Genomic DNA, 21,105 nt, shown 5'->3' on the forward strand with positions numbered 1-21,105 from the left:
AAGGGCGGGAAAATCCCGCCCTTCCATCGTTTTCGCCAGTTCGGCAGAATTTAGGCTTTGACCACCGACTTGCCAGCGTAGCGCGCCTGCTTGCCGAGCTCTTCCTCGATGCGGATCAGCTGGTTGTACTTGGCCATGCGATCCGAGCGCGACAGCGAACCGGTCTTGATCTGCCCGCAATTGGTGGCGACGGCGAGGTCGGCGATGGTCGAATCCTCGGTTTCGCCCGAACGGTGCGACATGACTGCGGTGTAGCCTGCCTTATGCGCGGTCTCGACAGCGTCGAGCGTTTCGGTAAGCGAGCCGATCTGGTTGACCTTGACCAGGATCGAATTGGCGACACCCATGCGGATGCCGTCGCGCAGCCGCGCCGTGTTGGTGACGAAGAGGTCGTCGCCAACCAGCTGCGTCTTGTTGCCGATCAAATCGGTCAGGTACTTCCAGCCCTCCCAGTCGTCCTCGGCCAGGCCGTCCTCGATCGAGATGATCGGATAGTCGGCGGCGAGCTTGGCCAGGTACTTGGCCTGCGCCTTCGGATCGCGGGTCTTCTTCTCGCCCTCATAGACGTAATTGCCGTCCTTGAAGAATTCGGTCGCCGCACAGTCGAGACCGAGCGCGATCTCTTCGCCCGGCTTGAAGCCGGCCTTCTCGATTGATTCCATGATGAAATCGAGCGCCACCGGCGCACTCTTCAGATTGGGCGCGAAGCCGCCTTCGTCGCCGACATTGGTGTTGTGGCCGGCATCCTTGAGCTTCTTGCGCAGCGTGTGGAAGATTTCCGAGCCCCAGCGCACGCCTTCGCGCAGCGTCGGCGCGCCGACCGGCAGGATCATGAATTCCTGGAAATCGATCGGATTGTCGGCATGCGCGCCGCCGTTGATGATGTTCATCATGGGCACCGGCAGCAAATGCGCCTTGGTGCCGCCGACATAGCGGTAGAGTGGCAGGCCGGCGGCTTCCGCTGCTGCCTTGGCGACCGCCAGCGAAACGCCGAGAATGGCGTTGGCGCCGAGCCGGCTCTTGTTGGGCGTGCCGTCGAGCTCGATCATGGTCTGGTCGATGTGGATCTGGTTTTCGGCTTCCATGCCGCCGATCGCCTCGAACAGCTCGCCATTGACGGCCTCGACCGCCTTGAGCACGCCCTTGCCGAGATAGCGGGCGCCACCGTCGCGCAGTTCGACGGCCTCATGCGCGCCGGTCGACGCGCCCGACGGCACGGCGGCGCGGCCCATCGAGCCGTCTTCGAGAACGACGTCGACCTCGACGGTCGGATTTCCACGGCTGTCCAGGATTTCACGCCCGACAATGTCGATGATGGCGGTCATTGCGATGTCCCCGATTGATCGATTGAAAGCGTCGCGCCCCTCTTAGCCAAAGTGCCGCAAAAGGCAATCAGGAATGGCATGAAATAATAGTGACGATCGCCCCATGCGCTCAGGCCGTGGGGCATGGGCGACGCCATCTGAACGCAAACAGCCCGCCCTGACGTCATATGTCTGGCGCCGCATGGGGCGGGTGCCCCTCCCCTTTGATCGCGGCAATCCCTTATCACAAAATACCAGGCGGCACACAAACTCCAGCAGATGCTTCAAAAGAGGCTACCGCCAACGTGACAAACTTCACAATGCAGAGAATTCGAAGATGTTAGCGTCACATCTACAACGCGAACTATTTGGCGACCACAGTGAAATCAACAAACTTGAACTCTTTGGGGAGGCGGCAATGGCAGCGATTTCAGGCACTGGCTGGGAACTTCTTATTAGCCGCAAAGTCGAGCATATGAGGGGCACCAGACGCAGGACGGTTGGTACCTATAAAGTCTTCCACAACGGCACGGCAGTAACGGGTCTATCGGGGTTCGTGTGTGAATCTCGCGGCCCTGGCGACAATTCCAAAGAAGACAATGGCAGGCGCATCGAGCCCGGCACCTATCCACTGGCGACACAGGCCGGAGGCAAATATGTGACCATAGGCTACACTGGCGCCAAGACGCCACCCAAACCTGGACTCGAACTGCTGAAGACCAACAAGCGCACCGAAATCCTGATCCATCCGGGCGTCAATTTCCTGTCCAGCGTCGGATGCATCAACCCGACGAAGAAGGTGAGTGGTCCGCTTTCCGACATGGATTTCACGGAGAGCCGGACACGCGTAATCGCCCTCATTGACGATCTGAAAACCTTTGCCGGCGGTGGCTTCCCGAAAAGCAACGGCAAGCGAATTCCCAATGCTTCGGTGGTCGTCGAAGGCGAACCGGTGCTGTCGACCGAGAGTGTCGAGAGCGTGCTCGAAGCGGTTGCGGGCGATCCGAACAAGGGTTTGCCGGCAGCGGTCTTCCAGAAATTCGCGCCGAGACCGGCAAGCGGTTCCAAGCGAACAATCTATGACGGTTACATCGGCGCCTTTACCTCCGACAAGGGCCTCAAGACACTTGGCGATCATGGCGTGTGCAACAATTATGATCGGCTGATGCATTTCTTCGCTCAAGCGGCGATGGAAACCGGTGGCTTCACCCTCATTCGCGAATCCCTGACCTACACGACCGTGGCGGCAATCCGGAAAGCATGGAGGTCGCGAGCCGCGGGCAAGACCGATCAGTGGATCGAGGACAACCTGCTGCGCAAGCCGCAAGCCCTGGGCGACTGGGCCTATGGCGGGCGGATGGGCAATGTGAAAGGAACGTTGGACGGCTTCAATTTCCGCGGCGGCGGTACGTTCCAGACCACCGGGCGCGACGCGTACACGGCCAAGGGCAAGCTCGCCAAGGTTGAACTCGCCAATCATCCTGAACTGATCGAGGATCCACAGATTTCGCTGCTCGCAGCTTGCGCCGAATGGAAAGGGTCAGGCTGCAATGCCTTTGCCGATGCCGGCCTGATTAAAAAGATCTCGCGCGCGATCAACGTCGGCAACGCCAATTCGACCACGCCGGCCAATGGCGAAGCGGATCGGATCGCCTGGCATGAGAAGGTTTTCAAGGCGGTCAAGAATGCCGGACTCCTCGGCTGAGCATGCCTCGGATCACGTTCGACAACACCACGTCATCATAATTCAGAGATAACAATCTCTGTGTCGACTAGGATGGTGATGCGCGGGGCGAAACAGGAGGAGTTTCGCCATGTCCGAGTTGAGCGGTATCGTGAGTTTGTTCCTGATCGCGGCGGCGTTCCTGACGTCCTGCGATACGCAGCAGCCGCCCAGGGCGGCGACGCAGCTGTCTACGCTTCATGCAGCAGAATAATTTAGAAACTGTCGGGTTGCACTGAAAAGGCCCCCGTTTCGGAATTCGGGGGCCTTTTCACGTCAGGCGTCAGCGCAGCTGATCAATGCCAATACGGCGTGACCTTGTAGTAATCATAGGAAGCATCACGTGCGGCCTCGCCATCGGCGCCGGCCAGTTCATTGATCGAATAGGCGGGTGCTGCCTTCAGCTGCTCCTTCGAGAACGGCACGACATAGCCGCCCTTGTCCTCGTCATAGTCGAGGCTCGCCCACGGAATGGCGTGATACTTCTCGCCAATGCCGAGAAATCCACCGAACCCGATCACCGCGAACATGATGCCGTTCGACGTCTTGTCGAGCATGATGTCCTCGATGCTGCCGATGCTCGTGCCCTCGGTGTTGTAGACCGACGTGCCGATGACGCGCGAAGCGGCGATTGCTTCGGTGTGGCCTGTTTGGGTGGTCATGGCTGATGCTCCTCATGTCATTGATCTATACTTTGACAATGAGGTGCGCGGGCGAAAGTTCCCGTTTTTTCGAGCGGGCGGTTACTCCGCGAGGATGAACGTCACCTTCATGTTGACGCGATACGCCGCGATCCTGCCGTCCTCGACGACGATCTTCTGGTCCTGGATCCAAGCACCTTCGACGTTCTTCAGGGTTTTGGATGCGCGCTCAATCCCCTTCTCGATGGCGTCCTGAAAGCTCTTTTTCGACGACGACGTGATTTCGGTGACGCGGGCGACGGACATGGCTTCCTCCTGCCAAGACGCTCATTTGCAGGAGCGAGCCTACAGCCGGCTTATGCCTTCCACAAGCAGGGCAGCGCGCGCGCCATAGCCGAAACCATCAGCCTCGGTTCAGGTCAGCAGCATTCTTGGCGATGCGGTCGAATGCCATCAGTCTTTCGAGCAGCGCCGGCATGTCCTTCAGCGGCAGCATGTTGGGCCCGTCGGAGGAGGTCGAATTGTCGGGATCCTGGTGGGTCTCTATGAACACGCCGGCGACGCCGACGGCGACGGCAGCCCGCGCCAGCGTCTCGACAAAGCGGCGCTCACCACCGGAGGAACCGCCCTGCCCGCCCGGCTGCTGCACCGAATGGGTGGCGTCGAAAATCACCGGCGCGCCGATCTCGGCCATCACAGGCAAAGCCCGCATGTCCGACACCAGCGTGTTGTAGCCGAAAGACGCGCCGCGCTCGGTGGTCAGCACATTGAGGTTGCCCGAACCGGTGATCTTGGCCACCACGTTCTTCATGTCCCAAGGCGCCAGGAATTGCCCCTTCTTGACGTTGATCACCTTGCCGGTCTTGGCGGCGGCGACCAGCATGTCGGTCTGGCGCGACAGGAAGGCCGGAATCTGCAGCACATCGACATGGTGTGCGACGATCGCGCACTGCTCCTCGGTGTGGACATCGGTCAGAATGGGAAGCGAAAACGCCTTGCGCAACTCGTCGAACACCGGAAGCGCCGCGTCCATGCCGGCGCCGCGCGTTGCCGACAGCGAGGTGCGGTTGGCCTTGTCGTAGCTGGTCTTGTAGACGAGGCCGATGCCGAGCTTGCCGGTCAGTTCCTTCAGCGCGCCGGCCATGTCGAAAGCGTGCTGGCGCGATTCGAACTGGCACGGGCCGGCGATCAACGCCAAGGGCCCGCTGTTGTCGAAGACGACGTTGCCGACGGTTACTGACGAATTCGGCGCCAGCGAATTGGGCCCTTGCGGCTTGCTCATGGGGTCTCCCGGAAGATGAAAGCCGCGCCCTGTCCGGATGCCGGCTGCACGACGATTTCGTTGCCCGCTATATCGTGCCCGACGGCGTTGTCTGCAAGCAGCCTCGCGACAGCGCCGACACTGCGGGCCGAAAAGACGATCGCGGCGAAGCGAAGGTCCGTCGGCGCGCCAGCCGACATGCCGAAGCGCTCAGCGAAAGCCGCGGGCTTGAGAACGCTCAAACGCGCGTTCGCCAGGTCGAACGCCGTGCTGCTCCTCTGCCTCGAACCCGTCGCTGTCTCGATCAGGTGGCGCTTTTCGGATGGCACGCCGCTGACCGCGACGATTTCGGCAATGCCGGTCACGCCGTTGGCATGGGCCTGCAGTGCCGTACGGTCGATTTGAGGGGCGTTGATCCGCTCGCAAGCGAACAGAAAGGCGTCCATCGTGTCGGCGCCGGCGGCGAAAGCCAGTTTGAACGAGGCCATGTCGCTCTTTCCGGCCGTGTCGGTGAAGGCGCGGGAAAAGCTCAGTACGTCTCCCGCCGACAGGCCGGCTTTGATAAAGCGCGCATGGTCCGCATCGGCATCGTCGGTGGCCAGCACCACGGCGGAAAAGCCCTCATCGCCCAGCCTGGCGCGATAGAGCCGGTCGCGCGCGACAAAGACATTGCCACCGGCAAATGCCTCGTCTGCAGCCTGTTCATTCCCGACCGCCAGCGGTTCGAGGTAGGTGCCGTCGGCGAAGAAGACGCAGCAATTTTCGGTGCCGAAAGGGTGGATGCCGGTTGGTGCGACGATGAAGCCAAGCGATGTCAGCCGCGCCCGCGCCACGGCGAGGCTCGCCGTCGGCAACACAAGATGGTCAAGCGGATGGATCGTGCTGGTCATGCCGGCGCGGTGTGCATCATTCCGGAAATCGGTTCAAGGCCTCTTGCCAGCCCGATCAGGCCATCGCCACGACATCGGCCGAATAGCGCAATTCGCGCAATGGTTTGACCCGACTGGTCGTCTCGGCATAGAGCGGGTGCGCCTTGTAGGCGGCAAGCGCGGCATCATCCTCGAACTCGGCATAGACGACCACGTCGATCGCATCCGACAGCGGATCGACCTTGGTGTTGAGCGTCACCTCGAAGAGGCTTGAATGCGGGATCTTGCCCAGCGCGAGCAAGCCCGTGCGCACGGCCTCGACATCGTCCTTGCGCCGCGCGCTGAAGAAAACGATATGCCGGATCACACCTGCCTCCACGTTCGATTTGCGGCATGTTTTGTGTGAGCGGGACCGTCGCGTCAACCGCCACGATGTCGCGCCCGGCAATGCCGGCAGGCGACTTTGCAGAGGCGCAAAAGCTAGGCTTTGCCGGTGACGTAGCGCACGACGCGCGACATTTCCCTGACCGTCGTGTCGAGATAGCGGCCCTGATTATAGAGGCCATCCCAGATCAGGAAAAAGGCGATGGCGGTGATGACGATGACGTAACGCATGGCTGAAACTAACGTATGTGGCTGTTCCTAACCATAGCGATTTCACCGGCGGTTGCTCGCCCTCACCGATTCTGGCCCCAGGCACGCCACCTGGGCCAGTGCCGGGCACGGCTTGCCTCTTGAAGTTCCGGTCGATGCGGTGGAAGATTGTGGCGAAAATTTAAGCAGGCTACGGCGTTCGCGCCTGGCGAATGAAAGTGGAGGATGTGGAGGCCGGCAGATCTTGCGCCGCCCCCGCGGAAGTCCAGGGGGGTGTGAGATGGCTGTCAGGGAATACAAAGGCATCGGCGACGCCATCAGGCTGGACGAACTCAATTTCGCCGAGATCGTCAAGGGCCTGCCGGCCAAGGCGCGCATGGTGCTGTCGGCGGCGATGAAATTGCCGCGCGGTTCGCTGAAGGTGAGGATGCCGGATGGCCGGGCGGTGCTTGTCGGCGGCAACGGACCCGGGCCGGATGCCGAGCTGGTGTTGAAGAACTGGCGCCTGCCCGGCCGTGCCTTTTCCGGCGGCACCATCGGCGTTGCCGAATCCTACATGGACGGCGACTGGGAAAGCCCTGATGTAACCAGCTTCCTCGAACTGTTCGTCGTCAACTCGGCCGTTGGGGAACGCATTGCCGGCGGCGCCAACTGGCTCATCAACACGGTCCAGCGCATCCGCCACTGGTTCAACGAAAACACCCGCACCGGCTCGAAGCGCAACATCTCGGCGCATTACGATCTCGGCAACGCCTTCTACAAGCAATGGCTCGATCCCAGCATGACCTATTCGTCGGCGCTCTATGCGACCGGCGCCAACGACCTGGAAAGCGCTCAGGCCGCCAAATACCGCGCGCTGGCCAAGGATACCGGCATCGGCAAGAAGGACCATGTGCTCGAGATCGGCTGCGGCTGGGGCGGTTTTGCCGAATTTGCCGCGCGCGAGATCGGCTGCCGCGTCACCGGCCTGACCATCAGCCGCGAACAGCACGATTTCGCCAAGGCGCGCATCCAGAAGGCGGGACTCTCTGACAAGGTCGACATCAAGCTGCAGGATTACCGAGACGAAACGGGCACTTACGACCGCATCGCCTCGATCGAGATGTTCGAGGCGGTCGGCGAAAAATATTGGCCGGTATTTTTCGGCAAGATGAAGGCGTGCTTGAGGCCCGGCGGCACCGCCGGCCTGCAGATCATCACCATCAACGAGGCCGCCTACGACACCTATCGGGCGAGGCCGGATTTCATCCAGCGCTATGTCTTCCCAGGCGGCATGCTGCCGACGCCGTCGATCCTGAAGACGCTGGGCAGCGACCATGGCCTTGCCCATCTGCGCGAGCGCGTCTTTCCGGACGACTATGCCCGCACGCTTGCCGAATGGCGCAACCGCTTCTGGGCGTCGTGGGAAAAGATCGTCCCGCTCGGCTTCGACGACCGCTTCAAGAAGCTTTGGGAATTTTATCTCCACTATTGCGAAGCCGGCTTTAGAGCCAGCTACATCGACGTGCGCCAAGTGGTCTACAAAGCCTGATCCGAAGCGTGATTGAGCGGGCGTATGCCCGCTCGTTTTCCCTGTTAGCTGCACGTTGCCTCAAAGCAGGATGCGATACTTCGCAAACCCGGATTCGCCCTCGCCGGCCGGCTCGATCTTGAGCGATTTCACCCCAGATATGAAATCCTTCGCTTTGGGGCCGGTCTCGAACACGACGCTGGTGCCGGGCAGCGGCGTGAACGACCAATTGTCGTCGGCCGAGGGGTTGATCGTGCCTTCGCTGACGACGTAGCGCACGATCACGTCGCGGTTGGTGTCCGGCGCCTCGTAGATGATCTTCGAGGCATTGATGTCGGGGAAATTGCCGCCACCGCCGGCGCGGTAATTGTTGGTGGCGACGACGAATTTCGCTGCCGGATCAATCGGCTTGCCGTCGAAGCTGAGGCCGACGATGCGGTTCGAGCCGGCATTGGCGACGCCACCCTTGGCATCGTATTTCGGCAGCTGCGACAGGTCTATTCCGTAGCTGACGCCATCGATCACATCGAAATTGTAGGACGGGAATTCGGTGTCGATGAGCGCCTGGTCGGCTTTGCCCGGCTCGATCTTCCTGAAAATGCCGGCCGACATTTCCAGCCATTCCTTCACTTGCGCGCCGGTGATTTCGACGGCACGAACCGTGTTCGGATAGAGATAGAGGTCGGCGACGTTCTTGATGGCGATGTCGCCCACCGGCACGTCGGTATAGTAGTCGGCGCCGTTGCGCCCGCCGGCCTTGAAGGGCGCCGCCGCCGACAGCAGCGGCACGTCCTTCCACTGCGTGCTTTTTAATATGTCCTTGAGGTACCAGCTCTGCGCCTGGTTGACGATCTGCACCGACGGATCGTCGGCGACCAGCGCGAAATAGGAATAGAGCGGCGCCGAGGTCTTGCCGACCGGTCGGCGGACATAGGCAAGTGTCGCCTCATGGTCCGCCTTCAGCGCATCGACGACGCGCTGGTCGTCCGCCACCGTCGGCTTGTTTGCCTTGTCGACGCGCTCGTAGATCGGCCTTGCCTCAGATGTGGCCGAGGCTACGCGCCATTTCGATCCGTCCCGTTCCAGAAGCAGATCGATCAGTCCCATATGCGAGCCCCAGAAACCGCCCATCACGGCGGGCTTGCCCTGCAGCGTGCCTTTCTCGGTGTCGACGCCATCGAGCGCCTGAAAATCCTTCTTGCCGGGGAAGACCAAATGCTGATGGCCGGTGAACACCGCATCGATGCCTTCGACTCCGGCGACGAAGAAGGAGGCGTTCTCCATGCCGTCGCCCTGCTTGATATCGATGCCGGAATGCGAAAGCGCGATGACGATGTCGGCGCCCTCCTCCTTGATCTGCGGCACCCATGCCCTGGCCGCCTCGACGATGTCGCGCGTCCTGACATTGCCTTCCAGGTTCTTCAGGTCCCAGACCATGATCTGCGGCGGCACGAAGCCGATGATGCCGATCTTGATCGGCTGCTCGACGCCCGACCCGTCCTTGATCTTCTTGTCGAGGATGACATAGGGCTTGAGGTAGAGCTTGTCGTCGCGCGGGTTGGCGGCAAGCTCGGTGCCGCGGATCAGATTGGCGCAGACGAAGGGGAAATTGGCTCCGGCCAGCACCTTGTCGAGGAACGACAGGCCGTAATTGAACTCGTGATTGCCGAGCGTCGAGCATTCATAGCCCAGCAGGTTCATGCCCTTCATGATCGGATGCAGATCGCCTTCCTTGAGGCCCTTCTCATAGGCGATGTAATCGCCCATCGGATTGCCCTGCAAAAGATCGCCATTGTCGATCAGCATCGCATTGGTGGCTTCCTTGCGCACCGCCGCGATCAGTGAGGCCGTCCGCGACAGGCCCATCGTGTCGTTGGCTTTGTCGGCGTAGTAGTCGTAAGGCAGCACATTCACATGGATGTCGGTGGTCTCCATGATCCTCAGATGCGCCTGGTTGGCCTGCGCGCGGGCGGAAAACGGATGCAGCATGATCAGCGCCCCGCTGGCGGCCGCACCGGCAAGAAAACTACGGCGGGAGACGGGGTTGAGCAAATGTGACATTGGTTTTCCTTCCCAGCGACGTGACAAGATCCCAGCCCCGGGCGGAAGCTTCGCGCCGAAAACCGGCCATGTCCATCGGGAAGTCAGTCGATCAGCAAAAGGTGACGGCTGGATGAATATCCTTGGCCGCGGTTGAGAACCTCAGCCCTTGTTATCATCGCCCTGGGTGATCAGTCGCGCGCTCCGCTGGCCGGTGAAATAGATCCATAGCCAGCTAAGCGACACCGACAGCCGGTTGCGGAAGCCGATCAGGAAGTAGATATGCGCCACGCCCCACAGCCACCAGGCAAGCCATCCCGTGAGCTTGATCCGGCCGAAATCGATCGCGGCTGCCCACTTGCCGATCGTCGCCAGGTCGCCGGCATGTTTGTAGCGGAAAGGGCGCGGCGCGCCATCGCCGGCCAGCCGCGCCCTGATCGTCGCGGCGACGTGCTTGCCCTCCTGCTTGGCGGAAGGCGCCACGCCTGGCACCGGCTTGCCGTCCGGCCGCAAGACATGCGCGGTGTCGCCGATGACGAAGATTTCAGGACTGTTCGGCACGGTCAGATCGGGCTCGACCATTACCCTGCCCGCCCGGTCCACCGGCGCTCCCAGCCACTCTCCAGCGGGCGAAGCCGCTACGCCGGCGGCCCACAGGATGGTTCGCGCCGGCAGATGCGTATCGCCAAAGACGACGCCTTCGGCATCGAGGCGCGTGACGGCGCGGCCAAGCTCGACCGTGACGCCCCGCCGCTCCAGCGCCTTGCGCGCATAGTCGGACAGCTTTGGCGCGAAATTGGCGAGGATCCTGTCTCCGGCCTCGACCAGCACCACACGCGCCTCACGCGTGTCGATGTTGCGGAATTCGCCGCGCAGCGTTTCGTGCGCGAGTTCGACAATGGTGCCGGCAAGCTCCACGCCGGTCGGGCCGCCGCCGACGATGACCAGTGTCAGCAGTGCCTGCCGCTTGGCCGGATCGGTCTCGCGCTCGGCCTGCTCGAAGGCGAGCAGGATGCGCCGGCGAATGGTGGTTGCGTCTTCAAGCGTCTTCAGCCCAGGCGCGAAAGGCTCCCATTCGTCGTGGCCGAAATAAGCATGACGCGCGCCGGTGGCGAGCACCAGCGTGTCGTAGGGAACAGAACTGCCGTCCTCAAGCAGCACGCGTTTGCCTGGACGGTCGACGCCGGTGACGTTGCCGAGCAGGGTCGTCACGTCCTCGCGCTTGCGCAGCAGATGACGGATCGGCCAGGCAACTTCCGAGGTCGCCAGCGAGGTGGTCGCCACCTGGTAGAGCAGCGGCTGGAAAAGGTGATGGTTGCGCTTGTCGATCATGGTGATGCGCACGGGTGCGCCGGCCAGCGCCCGGGTGAGTTCGAGACCGCCGAACCCTGCGCCGACGACAACGACATGATGGCTGGTTTCACTCATCGCATTCACCCCTGTTTGTCTCTCTTTATCTAGTGATTTTTGTGCACCGCAACAATGTCGCGGCGCGCTAGACTGCCGCGCGTAAGGCTGCCCAGGACTCGTCGCCGGATGTCGCGAATGCCTATGTCGGCAAACCTGGACGGGTATAGCTTTGCAGGGGCTGGAACCACGGGAGTGAAGCATGGCCAACGACGATGACAAAGATCGCAAAGGGCGGGCGCAATATTCTTCTCCGCCTTGCTTCATGCACGAACTCGATCCGGAATTTCGCGCGCCATTGACCGACTGGACCGATGTGCGCCGTTGGCGCAAGGCCGAGCGCGAGCGTCTGATCGCGGCACGGTTGGCGGTTTCCGCCGATGCGCGGGTGGCGATGTCGCGGGCTATCGCCGAAGGGCTCGACGCGGCAATCGGCGACATTGCCGGCCGCATGGTCAGCCTCTATTGGCCGTTTCGCGGCGAGCCGGACCTGCGGCCGTGGATGGCGTCGATCAACCAGCGCGGCGGCCGCACGGCACTGCCAGTCGTCATCGAGAAGGGCCAGCCGCTGATCTTCCGCGCTTATGTACCCGGCGACCGGCTGGAAAAAGGCGTCTGGAACATCCCTATCCCCGCCGAAGGCGACCCGGTGCTGCCCGACATCGTCATCTCGCCGATCGTCGGCATCGACCCGCAAAACTACCGCCTGGGCTATGGCGGTGGCTTCTTCGACCGCACGCTGGCTGCCATGCCGTTCAAGCCATTGGTCATCGGCGTCGGCTACGAACTGCAGCGCATCGCCACCATTTACCCGCAGCCGCACGACATCCCAATGGATAGGCTGGTGACCGAGGCATGATGCCGAGGCGCTAGTTTAAAAACGCTCGTCCCTAAACAGACCATACGATGGCCCTTGAGCAAGATTCGCTTTGCAGCCAACTGACGAGCTTGATAGATTACCCTTGGGCGGGACGATCAAGATGTTTTCAACATCGGCTCCATATGTGGTCACGGTTTTGATGTCAGTGATTACGTGGGTACTGTCCACGTATTACGACAACATCAGCACAACCCCGTATCTGCGCTACGAAACAACGGAAGACGGTCGTAATTCGTCGCCGCCTTATATGGTCTATCGCTTCACCAACGCGTCACCAAAAGTAAGAATATCGGACGTGACGATAGGGATCGACTGTCCTGACGGCACAGAATGCTTCGGAGCGCCGGGAGCGCCGGCCGACACCTATGCGCAGATGCTGAAAGTACCGCCGTGGGCGATGCCCGACGGGATCGAGCCATCCTCGCTCATCATCAGCCAGAAAATCGATCTGCCAGCCGGAACGGCTTTCGAGATACGCGTTCTGCTGAGATCGAAGGACATCAAGCCATTTTTATATTTCCAAAGCAAACCGTACCAGAAAGTCGATCTGAAATTGATCGGCAAGGGTTCCGTAGATCAATTCATTGCGAATAACTATCTGGCTATTGTCTTTGCACTGTGGCTTGTCGCTTGCCTGGTCATTTTCATTGCCTATCGAAACGCCGCTGCGGTCGCTACTGCATCAAAGAGCGACAACGACAAGCCGCAGACCATCCACCTGAAAATAATCGAGACCTGACCTATGCACCTGTCGAGATCTCTGCTGCTCGCCGCAATTGCCGTCGCCGCACTTGTCAAATTTGCCTCGGCGCAGACCGTTACCGTTTCGATCGCGGTGACGACCAATAGCACACCTCCCGTCGGGGTGCCGGCGCATATCTATCGAAAAAGCGCCTCGACCGACGAGAAACTGGTCACCGATACCGACGATGACGGCAAGGCCATGGTGTCGGAAGTCATCTGTTCCGCCGATGTGCAGTACCGGGCCGAAGCGCTGGCGCTTATTCGCTTTCCAAGAGGCGCTGGGAGCCTTGCCGACTAACCGGACAGATCGTTTTTCAAATTGCCGCGTCAGGTGTTTCGCGGATGACAGAAACCTTTCTGAGCGGAAAAATTCCGGAGGGATGGGTCGTTCCGCAAGGCTATGAACCTGTCTTCGCGAACTTGAGAACGGCCGTCGACGAAGAACAATGGGCGCCGCCGCGAAACTCAGTTCGCAACTCGCCGATCAATATCGTTCGGCAGGATACAGGGACGAGGCAAGCACGTTCGCCGAAATAGCGTTGGCGGGAACGGCCGGTTATGCCACGACCCAGTTTCCCAACGCCGATGATCACAGCGTCGAGGCCCTTTTGAAGCCCAAGAACCCCAAGGCGGCATTCAACAGCGAAATATTGATGTCGAGATACGCCAAACAGGCAGTCGCGGAATTTCAAACTTCATGCGGGCTCCGCACCGATGGCATTGTCGGATGGGAAACGATGGGCTGCCTGCCGGGAGGCGCCGATTACACCCTGGTTATCAAGCCCAACAGCTGACCGACTGGTGACCGGGCCAGGCTGTGAGCCTGTCTGGAAAATGAGACCGGTCGGACTTCTGTTTCGCCGCAAACATGATTCACCCTTGAAATGTAGGCACGATGACAGCGAGGCCGGTTGGTCCGGGTCACCCGGCGTAAAAACTCCCGCTGTATGGCAGCGTAAATGTAACCTGACAAAAATCCGACTTGGTCGACAAATAACATGATCTTCAAGGAGACCACGCTGCGGAGCACCGTTTCGACAGGTGCTCTGCGCGGATCCAACAGCGTTCAGTCAATCGTAGATTGGCTGCTTCACAACGGATGACAAGATGATCGGACGGACCATAGCGGCTGCCCTTGTAATTGCGTTTTCCTTGTCGCCCTCGCATGCGCAACCACAGCATCGTTTGCCGAGCGGTTATAAATGGGGCCGCTGCCTGCTTGTTGTTGACGGTCAGACCCGCATATCCGGAAGATGCTCCTATCAAATCGAGACGGGCGGCGATTTTAACATCCAGGGACCCAAGCAAGTTTTTGCAGGGATCGACTATCCTGATCCGCATAGTGGCGCTGGCGAAATGTCCAAAGATTACTGGGCGGTTGTCTACAAGGACGGTGATATCTGGGCAGGCTATGCGAACTCGGACATTCCCGAAACTCACGGGGATGAACGTTGGGAAGAACTTCGCCGCGAAGGCGCGTGCTATATCGGAAAGAACATCCGTATATGCCTTTGGCGTTAAGCCAGTTCCGGCTTCATGCCCATGGCCGTGCGATCGACGATCTCGCGCAGGGCAAACGACGAATTGATCTTGGTCACGTGCGGCATCGCCGACAGCCACTCCTTGTGGATGCGCTCATAGTCGACCAGATCCTTGGCGGCGATGCGCAGGATATAGTCGTATTCGCCCGACATCAGGTGGCACGACAGCACATTGGGGCAGCGCTTGATCGCCGCCTCGAAATCCGACAGCGTCTTTTCGAACTGTCCCGACAGCGATATGTGCACGATCGCCGTCATCTGGTGGCCGAGCGCGGCATTCGAAAGCCGGGCGTGATAGCCGCGGATGGTGCCGGATTTCTCCAGATTGTCGAGCCGGCGCGAACAGGCCGACTGCGACAGGCCGACCCTTTCGGCGAGCGCCGCATTGGGTATGCGGCCATCCTTCTGCAGTGCCTCGAGAATGGCGATATCGATCCTGTCGAGCGGCATTTACAGTGATTCCTGCGAAAATTCTGCAATTTCGCGCAACGATTATCGAAACGCGTGACCCCGCGCAAGCGCATTCGCAAACACCTGCGCAACGATTCGTGGTTCACTCGGTCGATACAGGGAACGAGCCCGAAGGGCCGGATCAGGAGAAGACTATGCGCGTCGGTTGCCCCAAGGAAATCAAGAACCACGAATACCGCGTCGGCCTGACGCCGGGCTCTGTCCGCGAATATGTTGCGCATGGCCATGAAGTGCTGGTCGAAAGCGGCGCCGGCGCCGGCATCGGCGCCGATGACAATGCCTATCGCGCCGCCGGCGCCACCATCGCCAGGACCGCCGCCGACGTGTTCGCCAAGTCGGACATGATCGTCAAGGTCAAGGAGCCGCAGCCCAACGAATGGGCGCAGTTGCGCGACGGCCAGATCCTCTACACCTATCTGCACCTGGCCCCGGATCCGGAGCAGACCAAGGGCCTGCTCGCGTCCGGCGTCACCGCAATCGCCTATGAGACCGTAACCGACGACCGCGGCGGCCTGCCGCTCCTGGCGCCGATGTCGGAAGTTGCCGGCCGCCTGTCGATCCAGGCCGGCGCGACCGCGCTGCAGAAGGCCAATGGTGGCCGCGGCGTGCTGCTCGGCGGCGTGCCCGGCGTACTGCCCGGCAAGGTCACCGTGCTCGGCGGCGGCGTCGTCGGCCTGCATGCCGCCCGCATGGGGGTCGGCCTCGGCGCCGACGTCACCATCATCGACCGCTCGATCCCGCGCCTGCGCCAGCTGGACGACCTCTTTACAGGCCGCGTCCACACCCGCTACTCCACAGTCGAGGCGCTTGAGGAAGAATGCTTCTCGGCCGACATCGTCGTCGGCGCCGTGCTCATCCCGGGTGCTGCTGCACCCAAGCTGGTGACCCGCGAAATGCTGTCGGGCATGAAGAAAGGCTCGGTGCTGGTCGACGTCGCTATCGACCAGGGCGGCTGTTTCGAGACCTCGCACGCCACTACCCATGCCGAGCCGACCTATGAGGTCGACGGCGTGATCCACTACTGCGTCGCCAACATGCCGGGCGCCGTGCCGGTGACCTCGGCGCACGCGCTCAACAACGCGACGCTGCATTATGGCCTGCAGCTGGCCGACAAGGGCCTGAAGGCACTGGTCGACGACCATCATTTGCGCAACGGTCTCAATGTCCACAGGGGCAAGATCACCAATCGCGCCGTCGCCGAAGCACTCGGCTACGAGCTGGTCGAACCGAAAGTGGTTCTGGCTGCCTGACCAGACCTAAATCCTGATCTCACCTAAATTGGGAAGACTTGCTCCCGTCAGCCCGCCGGCTCATCCCGGTGGGTTTTTTCTTGCGGGCAAAACGCCGGCAACAAAAAAGCGGAGCCAAAGCCCCGCTTCCTCGATATCGAGATCCCCGCCGGTTCATCCGCGGTCGGCAATCCATCGACACTCACCTTTTAACGTATGAATGCGACGGCAGTACGACAGTTCGCCGCCAGTCGGCGCGCCACCGTGTGCCGGCGATAGTCGCGGGCGCTGTGTGAAGCGTTTCACATCAGCCATCCGAAAAACCTGCACAGACAGGGGTGCCAACTTGACGGATCGAGCCGTCACACGGTTCCCAACTGCCCGCCAGACCACCGGCGGGCATCTTTTTGTCAGAAACGCTCGATGCGGCACTGATAACAATTGTTGCGCGCCGAGCGGACGTGGACATAGGCGATGTTAGCGCGCTCAAACAGCGTCTCTGCCCGCGCCGCAATGCCGCCAGTCGGAATGACGCCGCCGCTGCCATAGACGATGCGGTCATCCGCACCATAGCCGCGCACGATATAATCGCTGCTCTCAAGCATCTCTGGAAGCGCTTCCGTCTCGGCTGCGCGTTCGCATTCCTGCGCATGCAGGAAGATCGGGCCTGTCTCGGCGTAAGGCTGCAACGCCGGAAACGGCCGATAGGCCACGATCAGATAGCCATCGCCTTCGGCGACGTTTCTCAGGCAATGCCGGCACGGCACCCCGTCGCCATCTGAAACCTTCCGCTCCGGCGTTTGCCCGTAAGCGTCCGGCCCGCCGCGCTGCAGCGCTCTCACATCTTCTGTCGGCAAGGCTTTGAACTGGACGGTCATGGCTAAATCTCCGGTGTGGTTGACCGGAAATTATGCCCCCGCCGAGGTGCTTCCCACCCGATTCCTGTCAACTGTCAGCAGCCCGGCCAGTCTCAGGCCGGACTGCTTCGGCATTGGGCAGGTCCCGCGCCGGCTCATCGGATGAAATCGTCGAAGCGGCGCAGCGTCACCCGGCGGCTGCGCCAGTTCTCGTCCTGGGTCCGCACGAGCAGGAATTCCTCGCCGTGAACGGTCGGTTCGGCCTTCAGTCGGAGAAAGTCACGGCCGCATGACGCTGGCCGAGCGCTCGGCGAACGACAGCGGATGCACGGTCTCCTTCTTTTGCGCCACCGGCGCAAAACCGAGCTTCTGGTAGAGCGGCAAGGCAGCCGGATGGTCGAGCGTGCAGGTCTGCACCGTTACCCGTTTCGGCCCATACGACCATGCTGCGGCGATCGCCGCACCGAGGAACCAACGGCCGATGCCTTGCCCGGTCGCATGTTCCATCATGCCGAAATAAGCGAGTTCGACTTCCTCTGGCAAATGCGGCTTGAGGTCGAAGAACCCGGCCGGCGCGCCGTCGAGATAAAGCACCCTGATGTCGCGGTCCTCGCGGTGGATGCCGGCGGCAAGCTCGTCATCGTCCAGCCTCAGCACATTGACCCAGTGCCATTTGCGTCCGACCCGATCCATCAGATAGCGGTAGAAATGCAGCGGAATGTCCTTGGTCCTGAGCAGCGCGATCTGCCTGTTGTAGGGCAACGGCGGCGAATAGGCCGGCGGCACATGCATTTCCAGAAACGTGACCGTAACCTCGATGTCGTCCAGCGCGCCATTTTCCATCGCCATCATTCCTTGCCCGTCACCACAGGCGTGTCTGCCAGCCCGCCCCATTCCGTCCATGAGCCGTCATAGAGCCGGTTGTCGGTGTGACCGAGCGTCTCCAGCGCCAGAGTGACGACTGCCGCCGTTATGCCGGAACCGCAAGAGGTGACGACCGGTTTCGACAGATCGATACCGGCACCCTCAACGGCCTTGCGCAACTGGTCCTTCGACAACAGCGCGCCATTCTGTGACAGCGCCGAATAAGGCAAATTGTGCGCGCCGGGCATGTGGCCGGAGCGAACGCCGGCGCGAGGCTCAGGCTCGGTGCCGGTGAAACGGCCGGCGCCACGGGCGTCGGCAATCTGGCTTTCTTTCGTTTGGACGATGCGACGCATGTCGGCTAGGCTGGCGACGCGGGCGGCGTCGAAATCTGCGTGGAACACGTTTGGCGCGATCTTGGTCGGCTCCGCCGTCACCGGCCGGCCGGCCGCCTTCCAGCGGTCGAAGCCGCCATCCAGCACGTAGACCTGGAACACGCCCATGACACGGAACATCCACCAGGCGCGCGGCGCCGAGAAGAAGCCCGGACCGTCATAGACGACGATGGTGTCGTCGGCCGAAATACCCATGGCGCCGACATATTGCGCGTAATGCTGCGGCGAAGGCAGCGTGTGCGGCAGCTTGGCATCTGGGTCCGAGGCCGCATCCTGGTCGAAGAAGCGCGCACCCGGAATATGCGCTGCCTCATACTCGGCGCGCGCATCGCGGTTCTGCGCCGGCAGATACCAGGATGCATCGACGATCGTCAGGCCGGGCTCGCCAAGACGGCTCTGCAACCAGTCCGCATCGACTGTGAAAGGGCTGTCATCGGCCATCGTTGTTCTCCTGCCTTGTTGGCCGACTACTATATTTTGGCGGCCATTCGGTTCCGGATCCTGTTTGGCCCGACAATCTGAATGCGCAGCGAGCGCACGACGTAGTCAGCCGCAGCAGTGTGTTGATTCTGATTGTTTTCGTGTTTCGTCGCGAGTACGGAGTGATGGTTATGATCTGGGATGGGCGGGGTCAATAAAATCTCGACATGAGCAATCTCTTGTTTTCCCGAACTCCGAGCAATCCGGCTTCGCTCGGGCTTGTTTGCAATTTTCTTGCACACTATCCGCCTTTCGATGGTTACGAATTCGGCTTGATGGTGAAGACGCTACGCTATCAAATGGATCAGCAGACACATATGATCGGCTCGATCGACGACGTTATCGTGGCCTACGTTGGATGGATCCAGACCAGTCGCGAGATAGCGGAGGCATGGGCGAAGAATGGCGGTCCGCTCAATCCTTTTCCCGGCGGCGACGCTACCGCCGTCACGGTGCTGGCGACGCGGTCTTCGTCCCATATCCTGCCACTTATCAAGAACGCCAAGCTCATAAACCTTGACAAGTCGGTGTTCTGGAAACGCGACTTCATTGACAACCGCGGCTCGGTCAAGCGTGCCGTCCGCAAGCGCGACATCTGATGAGTTCGGCCAAGCCTGCCGAGGCACTGACGCAAGAAATACTTATCCGGCTGGATGACCGGTATGCCGCGATGTTCGTGCGCATCTGGCGGCCAGCCGGCACGCCTCACGCCACAGTTTTCTGCCTTCACGGCTTCACCGGCAATGGTGCCGATTTTAACTACCTCGCCACATTCTTGTGCCGCAATGGTTTCCTGGTTGTCTGCCCAGACCTGTTGGGGCGCGGGCGTAGCGCCTATCTGGGCTCCGGCTACGACATCAACGTCTATTCCAAGTGCCTGCGCGCGCTTGGCGAGTTCGCCGGCACGGAGAACCACTTCATCGGCACTTCGTGGGGCGGCACGATCTTGCTGTTGTTTCTGCACATGACTCGCTCCAAGGCCACGAAAATCGTTCTCAACGACGTTCCAATGCTCGGCGGGCCTAAGGTCGACGCTATGAGAGACGACGTCATGAAGGAAAGTGCGCTTAAATTTGAGAGCCGTGCGGCTGCCAAGGACTATCTGGCCACCACCAGATCCCTCATGGGGCCGGTCGAGGACGCAGTGTTCAATCGCTATGTGGAGAACCGGATCGCAGCCGGTCCCGAGGGCTTCCGGCTCGCCTATGACCCCGCAACGACGGGAAATTTTGGCGCACTGACCGGCCGCCAATACGATCTTTTCCCAATCGCTGCCAAGATCGACGCCCGCGTTCTGTTGATGTACGGCCGCGACAGCCAATTCCTCGACCGGCAGGCCATCGAGCGCACACGGCTCGCACGGCCTGATCTGTGGCTTGTCGACAACATCGATGCTGGCGATCCGCCATCGCTGATGACGCTGGACCAGGCTCTGCTCATCCTGGGGTTCCTGTCTGCGGCCTAAATCTGGCGTGTGATTGTGGGTTGGTTCCGGATATGCATTTCGACGATTTGTACAGTGAATACATCTCGGCGACCTATGATCGCCAAAGCTCAAGCGAAAATCCCGCCAAGATCCTGATTTGCACCACTCCGCGAACGGCCGGGCATTCCTATTGCCAAACCTTGCAACAGTTCGGCTTGGGAATCCCAACCGAGTATTTTCAGTGGCAGTATGCCTTGCCGCTGATGATACGCTGGTCGGCCGACAACACAATTGATCTTGAAAAACTCAACGAGCGGGCAATGGCCTATGGTCGCCAGCTCCTGGCGAAAAGGACTGAGAACGGTGTGTTCGCCGCCAAGATCTTTTTTGAAAACCTGCCATTCGCACGCAATTCAATCGGCAATGACGACGGCAACTCGTTCTATGTCTTCCTCTCAAGAAGAAACAAGGTGGATCAAACCATAAGCCTGCTTTCGATGCTCCATACTGGCCAGCCGTTCGACAGTCGGGAGACGCTGCCTGGAATCCCCAAGGTGACAATTTTGACCGAGAGGGTTGCCAGGGATACCGCCCAACATATTTTCGACAGCGAAATCAGGTGGAAAAATTACCTGAACACCCTTGATCAGAGCAGAGTGGCTGAGGTCTGCTACGAGGACTTCATCGCCAACCAGCAGGAAAACGTTTCCGCCACGATGAGCAACTGGTTCCCAGGTTTCGAGTTGAAATCAAAAGCCGTATCGACGGGTGCGCGCTATGCGCATGATACCGAACTCAAGGCGATGATCAAAAGGCAATTTGGGGACTATGTCGCTCGCTTTTGGCAGGACCATGCCTGACCCTGCGTT

The 21,105-nt window shown here is 60.6% G+C and carries 25 protein-coding genes and 1 pseudogene; 12 read left to right on the top strand and 14 right to left on the bottom strand.

Annotation, left to right across the window (positions count from 1 at the left end):
- Positions 1-50: 50 nt before the first annotated feature.
- Complete coding sequence (gene eno / locus NKK52_RS10520) at positions 51-1,325, bottom strand: phosphopyruvate hydratase (protein ID WP_023682561.1); 1,275 nt, start codon at positions 1,323-1,325, stop codon at positions 51-53.
- Between the two features lie 103 nt (positions 1,326-1,428).
- Here eno and NKK52_RS10525 point away from each other — a divergent pair, with 103 nt between their 5' ends.
- Positions 1,429-3,009, top strand: a complete 1,581-nt coding sequence (locus NKK52_RS10525) for a glycoside hydrolase family 19 protein (protein WP_198026936.1) — start codon at positions 1,429-1,431, stop codon at positions 3,007-3,009.
- 109 nt (positions 3,010-3,118) lie between these two features.
- On the top strand, positions 3,119-3,241 hold the full coding sequence (locus tag NKK52_RS10530; RefSeq protein WP_023682563.1) for a hypothetical protein: 123 nt from the start codon (positions 3,119-3,121) through the stop codon (positions 3,239-3,241).
- Between the two features lie 82 nt (positions 3,242-3,323).
- Here NKK52_RS10530 and NKK52_RS10535 read toward each other — a convergent pair whose 3' ends face one another.
- The 6 genes from NKK52_RS10535 to NKK52_RS10560 form a co-directional block, all read right to left on the bottom strand.
- Complete coding sequence (locus tag NKK52_RS10535; protein WP_023668909.1) at positions 3,324-3,689, bottom strand: PRC-barrel domain-containing protein; 366 nt, start codon at positions 3,687-3,689, stop codon at positions 3,324-3,326.
- 81 nt (positions 3,690-3,770) lie between these two features.
- Positions 3,771-3,974: a dodecin family protein gene (locus tag NKK52_RS10540; RefSeq protein ID WP_023668908.1), complete on the bottom strand. Its 204-nt coding sequence runs from the start codon at positions 3,972-3,974 to the stop codon at positions 3,771-3,773.
- 97 nt (positions 3,975-4,071) lie between these two features.
- A complete protein-coding gene (gene kdsA, locus NKK52_RS10545) occupies positions 4,072-4,950 on the bottom strand; it encodes a 3-deoxy-8-phosphooctulonate synthase (RefSeq protein WP_031196594.1) in 879 nt (292 codons plus the stop codon).
- On the bottom strand, positions 4,947-5,819 hold the full coding sequence (locus NKK52_RS10550) for a VOC family protein (RefSeq protein ID WP_023682565.1): 873 nt from the start codon (positions 5,817-5,819) through the stop codon (positions 4,947-4,949). Before NKK52_RS10550 ends, kdsA begins: the two co-directional genes overlap by 4 nt.
- A gap of 55 nt (positions 5,820-5,874) precedes the next feature.
- Entirely contained in the window at positions 5,875-6,165 is a 291-nt protein-coding gene (locus NKK52_RS10555; protein ID WP_023682566.1) for a Dabb family protein, read from the bottom strand.
- A 113-nt stretch (positions 6,166-6,278) separates the two neighbouring features.
- A complete protein-coding gene (locus tag NKK52_RS10560) occupies positions 6,279-6,413 on the bottom strand; it encodes a hypothetical protein (protein ID WP_023668905.1) in 135 nt (44 codons plus the stop codon).
- A 259-nt stretch (positions 6,414-6,672) separates the two neighbouring features.
- On the opposite strand from NKK52_RS10560, the gene NKK52_RS10565 reads away from it, so the two are divergent.
- A complete protein-coding gene (locus tag NKK52_RS10565) occupies positions 6,673-7,923 on the top strand; it encodes an SAM-dependent methyltransferase (RefSeq protein ID WP_023668904.1) in 1,251 nt (416 codons plus the stop codon).
- A 60-nt stretch (positions 7,924-7,983) separates the two neighbouring features.
- On the opposite strand, the gene NKK52_RS10570 is transcribed toward NKK52_RS10565, so the two are convergent.
- Together NKK52_RS10570 and NKK52_RS10575 are read right to left on the bottom strand one after the other, a co-directional pair.
- Complete coding sequence (locus tag NKK52_RS10570; RefSeq protein ID WP_023682567.1) at positions 7,984-9,963, bottom strand: bifunctional 2',3'-cyclic-nucleotide 2'-phosphodiesterase/3'-nucleotidase; 1,980 nt, start codon at positions 9,961-9,963, stop codon at positions 7,984-7,986.
- Positions 9,964-10,104: 141 nt separating this feature from the next.
- Positions 10,105-11,370 (bottom strand): NAD(P)/FAD-dependent oxidoreductase, encoded by a 1,266-nt coding sequence (locus NKK52_RS10575; protein WP_023682568.1) that lies wholly within the window; start codon positions 11,368-11,370, stop codon positions 10,105-10,107.
- Positions 11,371-11,551: 181 nt separating this feature from the next.
- Here NKK52_RS10575 and NKK52_RS10580 point away from each other — a divergent pair, with 181 nt between their 5' ends.
- The 5 genes from NKK52_RS10580 to NKK52_RS10600 all read left to right on the top strand — a co-directional run bounded on the left by NKK52_RS10580 (position 11,552) and on the right by NKK52_RS10600 (position 14,494).
- Positions 11,552-12,208 carry a 5-formyltetrahydrofolate cyclo-ligase gene (locus NKK52_RS10580; RefSeq protein WP_023682569.1) on the top strand — a complete coding sequence of 219 codons (657 nt, stop codon included), beginning with the start codon at positions 11,552-11,554 and terminating at the stop codon, positions 12,206-12,208.
- 121 nt (positions 12,209-12,329) lie between these two features.
- Positions 12,330-12,968 carry a hypothetical protein gene (locus tag NKK52_RS10585; RefSeq protein ID WP_156939244.1) on the top strand — a complete coding sequence of 213 codons (639 nt, stop codon included), beginning with the start codon at positions 12,330-12,332 and terminating at the stop codon, positions 12,966-12,968.
- Positions 12,969-12,971: 3 nt separating this feature from the next.
- Positions 12,972-13,271, top strand: a complete 300-nt coding sequence (locus NKK52_RS10590; protein ID WP_023682571.1) for a hypothetical protein — start codon at positions 12,972-12,974, stop codon at positions 13,269-13,271.
- 148 nt (positions 13,272-13,419) lie between these two features.
- Complete coding sequence (locus NKK52_RS10595; protein ID WP_023682572.1) at positions 13,420-13,767, top strand: peptidoglycan-binding domain-containing protein; 348 nt, start codon at positions 13,420-13,422, stop codon at positions 13,765-13,767.
- 313 nt (positions 13,768-14,080) lie between these two features.
- Positions 14,081-14,494 (top strand): hypothetical protein, encoded by a 414-nt coding sequence (locus NKK52_RS10600; protein ID WP_156939245.1) that lies wholly within the window; start codon positions 14,081-14,083, stop codon positions 14,492-14,494.
- Here the strand turns inward: NKK52_RS10600 and NKK52_RS10605 are convergent.
- Entirely contained in the window at positions 14,491-14,964 is a 474-nt protein-coding gene (locus NKK52_RS10605; protein ID WP_023668897.1) for an Lrp/AsnC family transcriptional regulator, read from the bottom strand. The two genes, NKK52_RS10600 and NKK52_RS10605, sit on opposite strands and share 4 nt — an antisense overlap.
- Positions 14,965-15,119: 155 nt before the next feature.
- Here NKK52_RS10605 and ald point away from each other — a divergent pair, with 155 nt between their 5' ends.
- Positions 15,120-16,235: an alanine dehydrogenase gene (gene ald / locus NKK52_RS10610; protein WP_352628886.1), complete on the top strand. Its 1,116-nt coding sequence runs from the start codon at positions 15,120-15,122 to the stop codon at positions 16,233-16,235.
- 389 nt (positions 16,236-16,624) lie between these two features.
- Here the strand turns inward: ald and NKK52_RS10615 are convergent, their stop codons facing one another.
- The 4 genes and pseudogenes from NKK52_RS10615 to sseA all read right to left on the bottom strand — a co-directional run bounded on the left by NKK52_RS10615 (position 16,625) and on the right by sseA (position 18,771).
- Complete coding sequence (locus NKK52_RS10615) at positions 16,625-17,092, bottom strand: DUF1203 domain-containing protein (protein ID WP_023682573.1); 468 nt, start codon at positions 17,090-17,092, stop codon at positions 16,625-16,627.
- 134 nt (positions 17,093-17,226) lie between these two features.
- A pseudogene (locus NKK52_RS10620) lies at positions 17,227-17,331 on the bottom strand (OmpA family protein); the annotation flags it as partial.
- A gap of 19 nt (positions 17,332-17,350) precedes the next feature.
- Positions 17,351-17,914 (bottom strand): GNAT family N-acetyltransferase, encoded by a 564-nt coding sequence (locus NKK52_RS10625; RefSeq protein WP_023682574.1) that lies wholly within the window; start codon positions 17,912-17,914, stop codon positions 17,351-17,353.
- Between the two features lie 5 nt (positions 17,915-17,919).
- Positions 17,920-18,771, bottom strand: a complete 852-nt coding sequence (sseA, locus tag NKK52_RS10630) for a 3-mercaptopyruvate sulfurtransferase (RefSeq protein WP_023682575.1) — start codon at positions 18,769-18,771, stop codon at positions 17,920-17,922.
- A 206-nt stretch (positions 18,772-18,977) separates the two neighbouring features.
- Between sseA and NKK52_RS10635 the strand changes: the two genes are divergently transcribed.
- From NKK52_RS10635 to NKK52_RS10645, 3 genes are read left to right on the top strand one after another with little or no spacing between them, the layout of a single operon-like run.
- The gene (locus NKK52_RS10635) at positions 18,978-19,409 is read left to right on the top strand and encodes a hypothetical protein (RefSeq protein ID WP_023672793.1); all 432 of its coding nucleotides are present in this window, start codon (positions 18,978-18,980) and stop codon (positions 19,407-19,409) included.
- Positions 19,409-20,275 carry an alpha/beta hydrolase gene (locus NKK52_RS10640; RefSeq protein ID WP_023682576.1) on the top strand — a complete coding sequence of 289 codons (867 nt, stop codon included), beginning with the start codon at positions 19,409-19,411 and terminating at the stop codon, positions 20,273-20,275. The genes NKK52_RS10635 and NKK52_RS10640 overlap by 1 nt, the downstream gene beginning before the upstream one ends.
- A 32-nt stretch (positions 20,276-20,307) precedes the next feature.
- On the top strand, positions 20,308-21,096 hold the full coding sequence (locus tag NKK52_RS10645) for a Stf0 family sulfotransferase (RefSeq protein WP_023682577.1): 789 nt from the start codon (positions 20,308-20,310) through the stop codon (positions 21,094-21,096).
- The last annotated feature ends 9 nt before the right edge of the window (positions 21,097-21,105 follow it).

The sequence above is a fragment of the Mesorhizobium sp. C277A genome, from assembly GCF_040324395.1.
GTDB lineage: Bacteria > Pseudomonadota > Alphaproteobacteria > Rhizobiales > Rhizobiaceae > Mesorhizobium.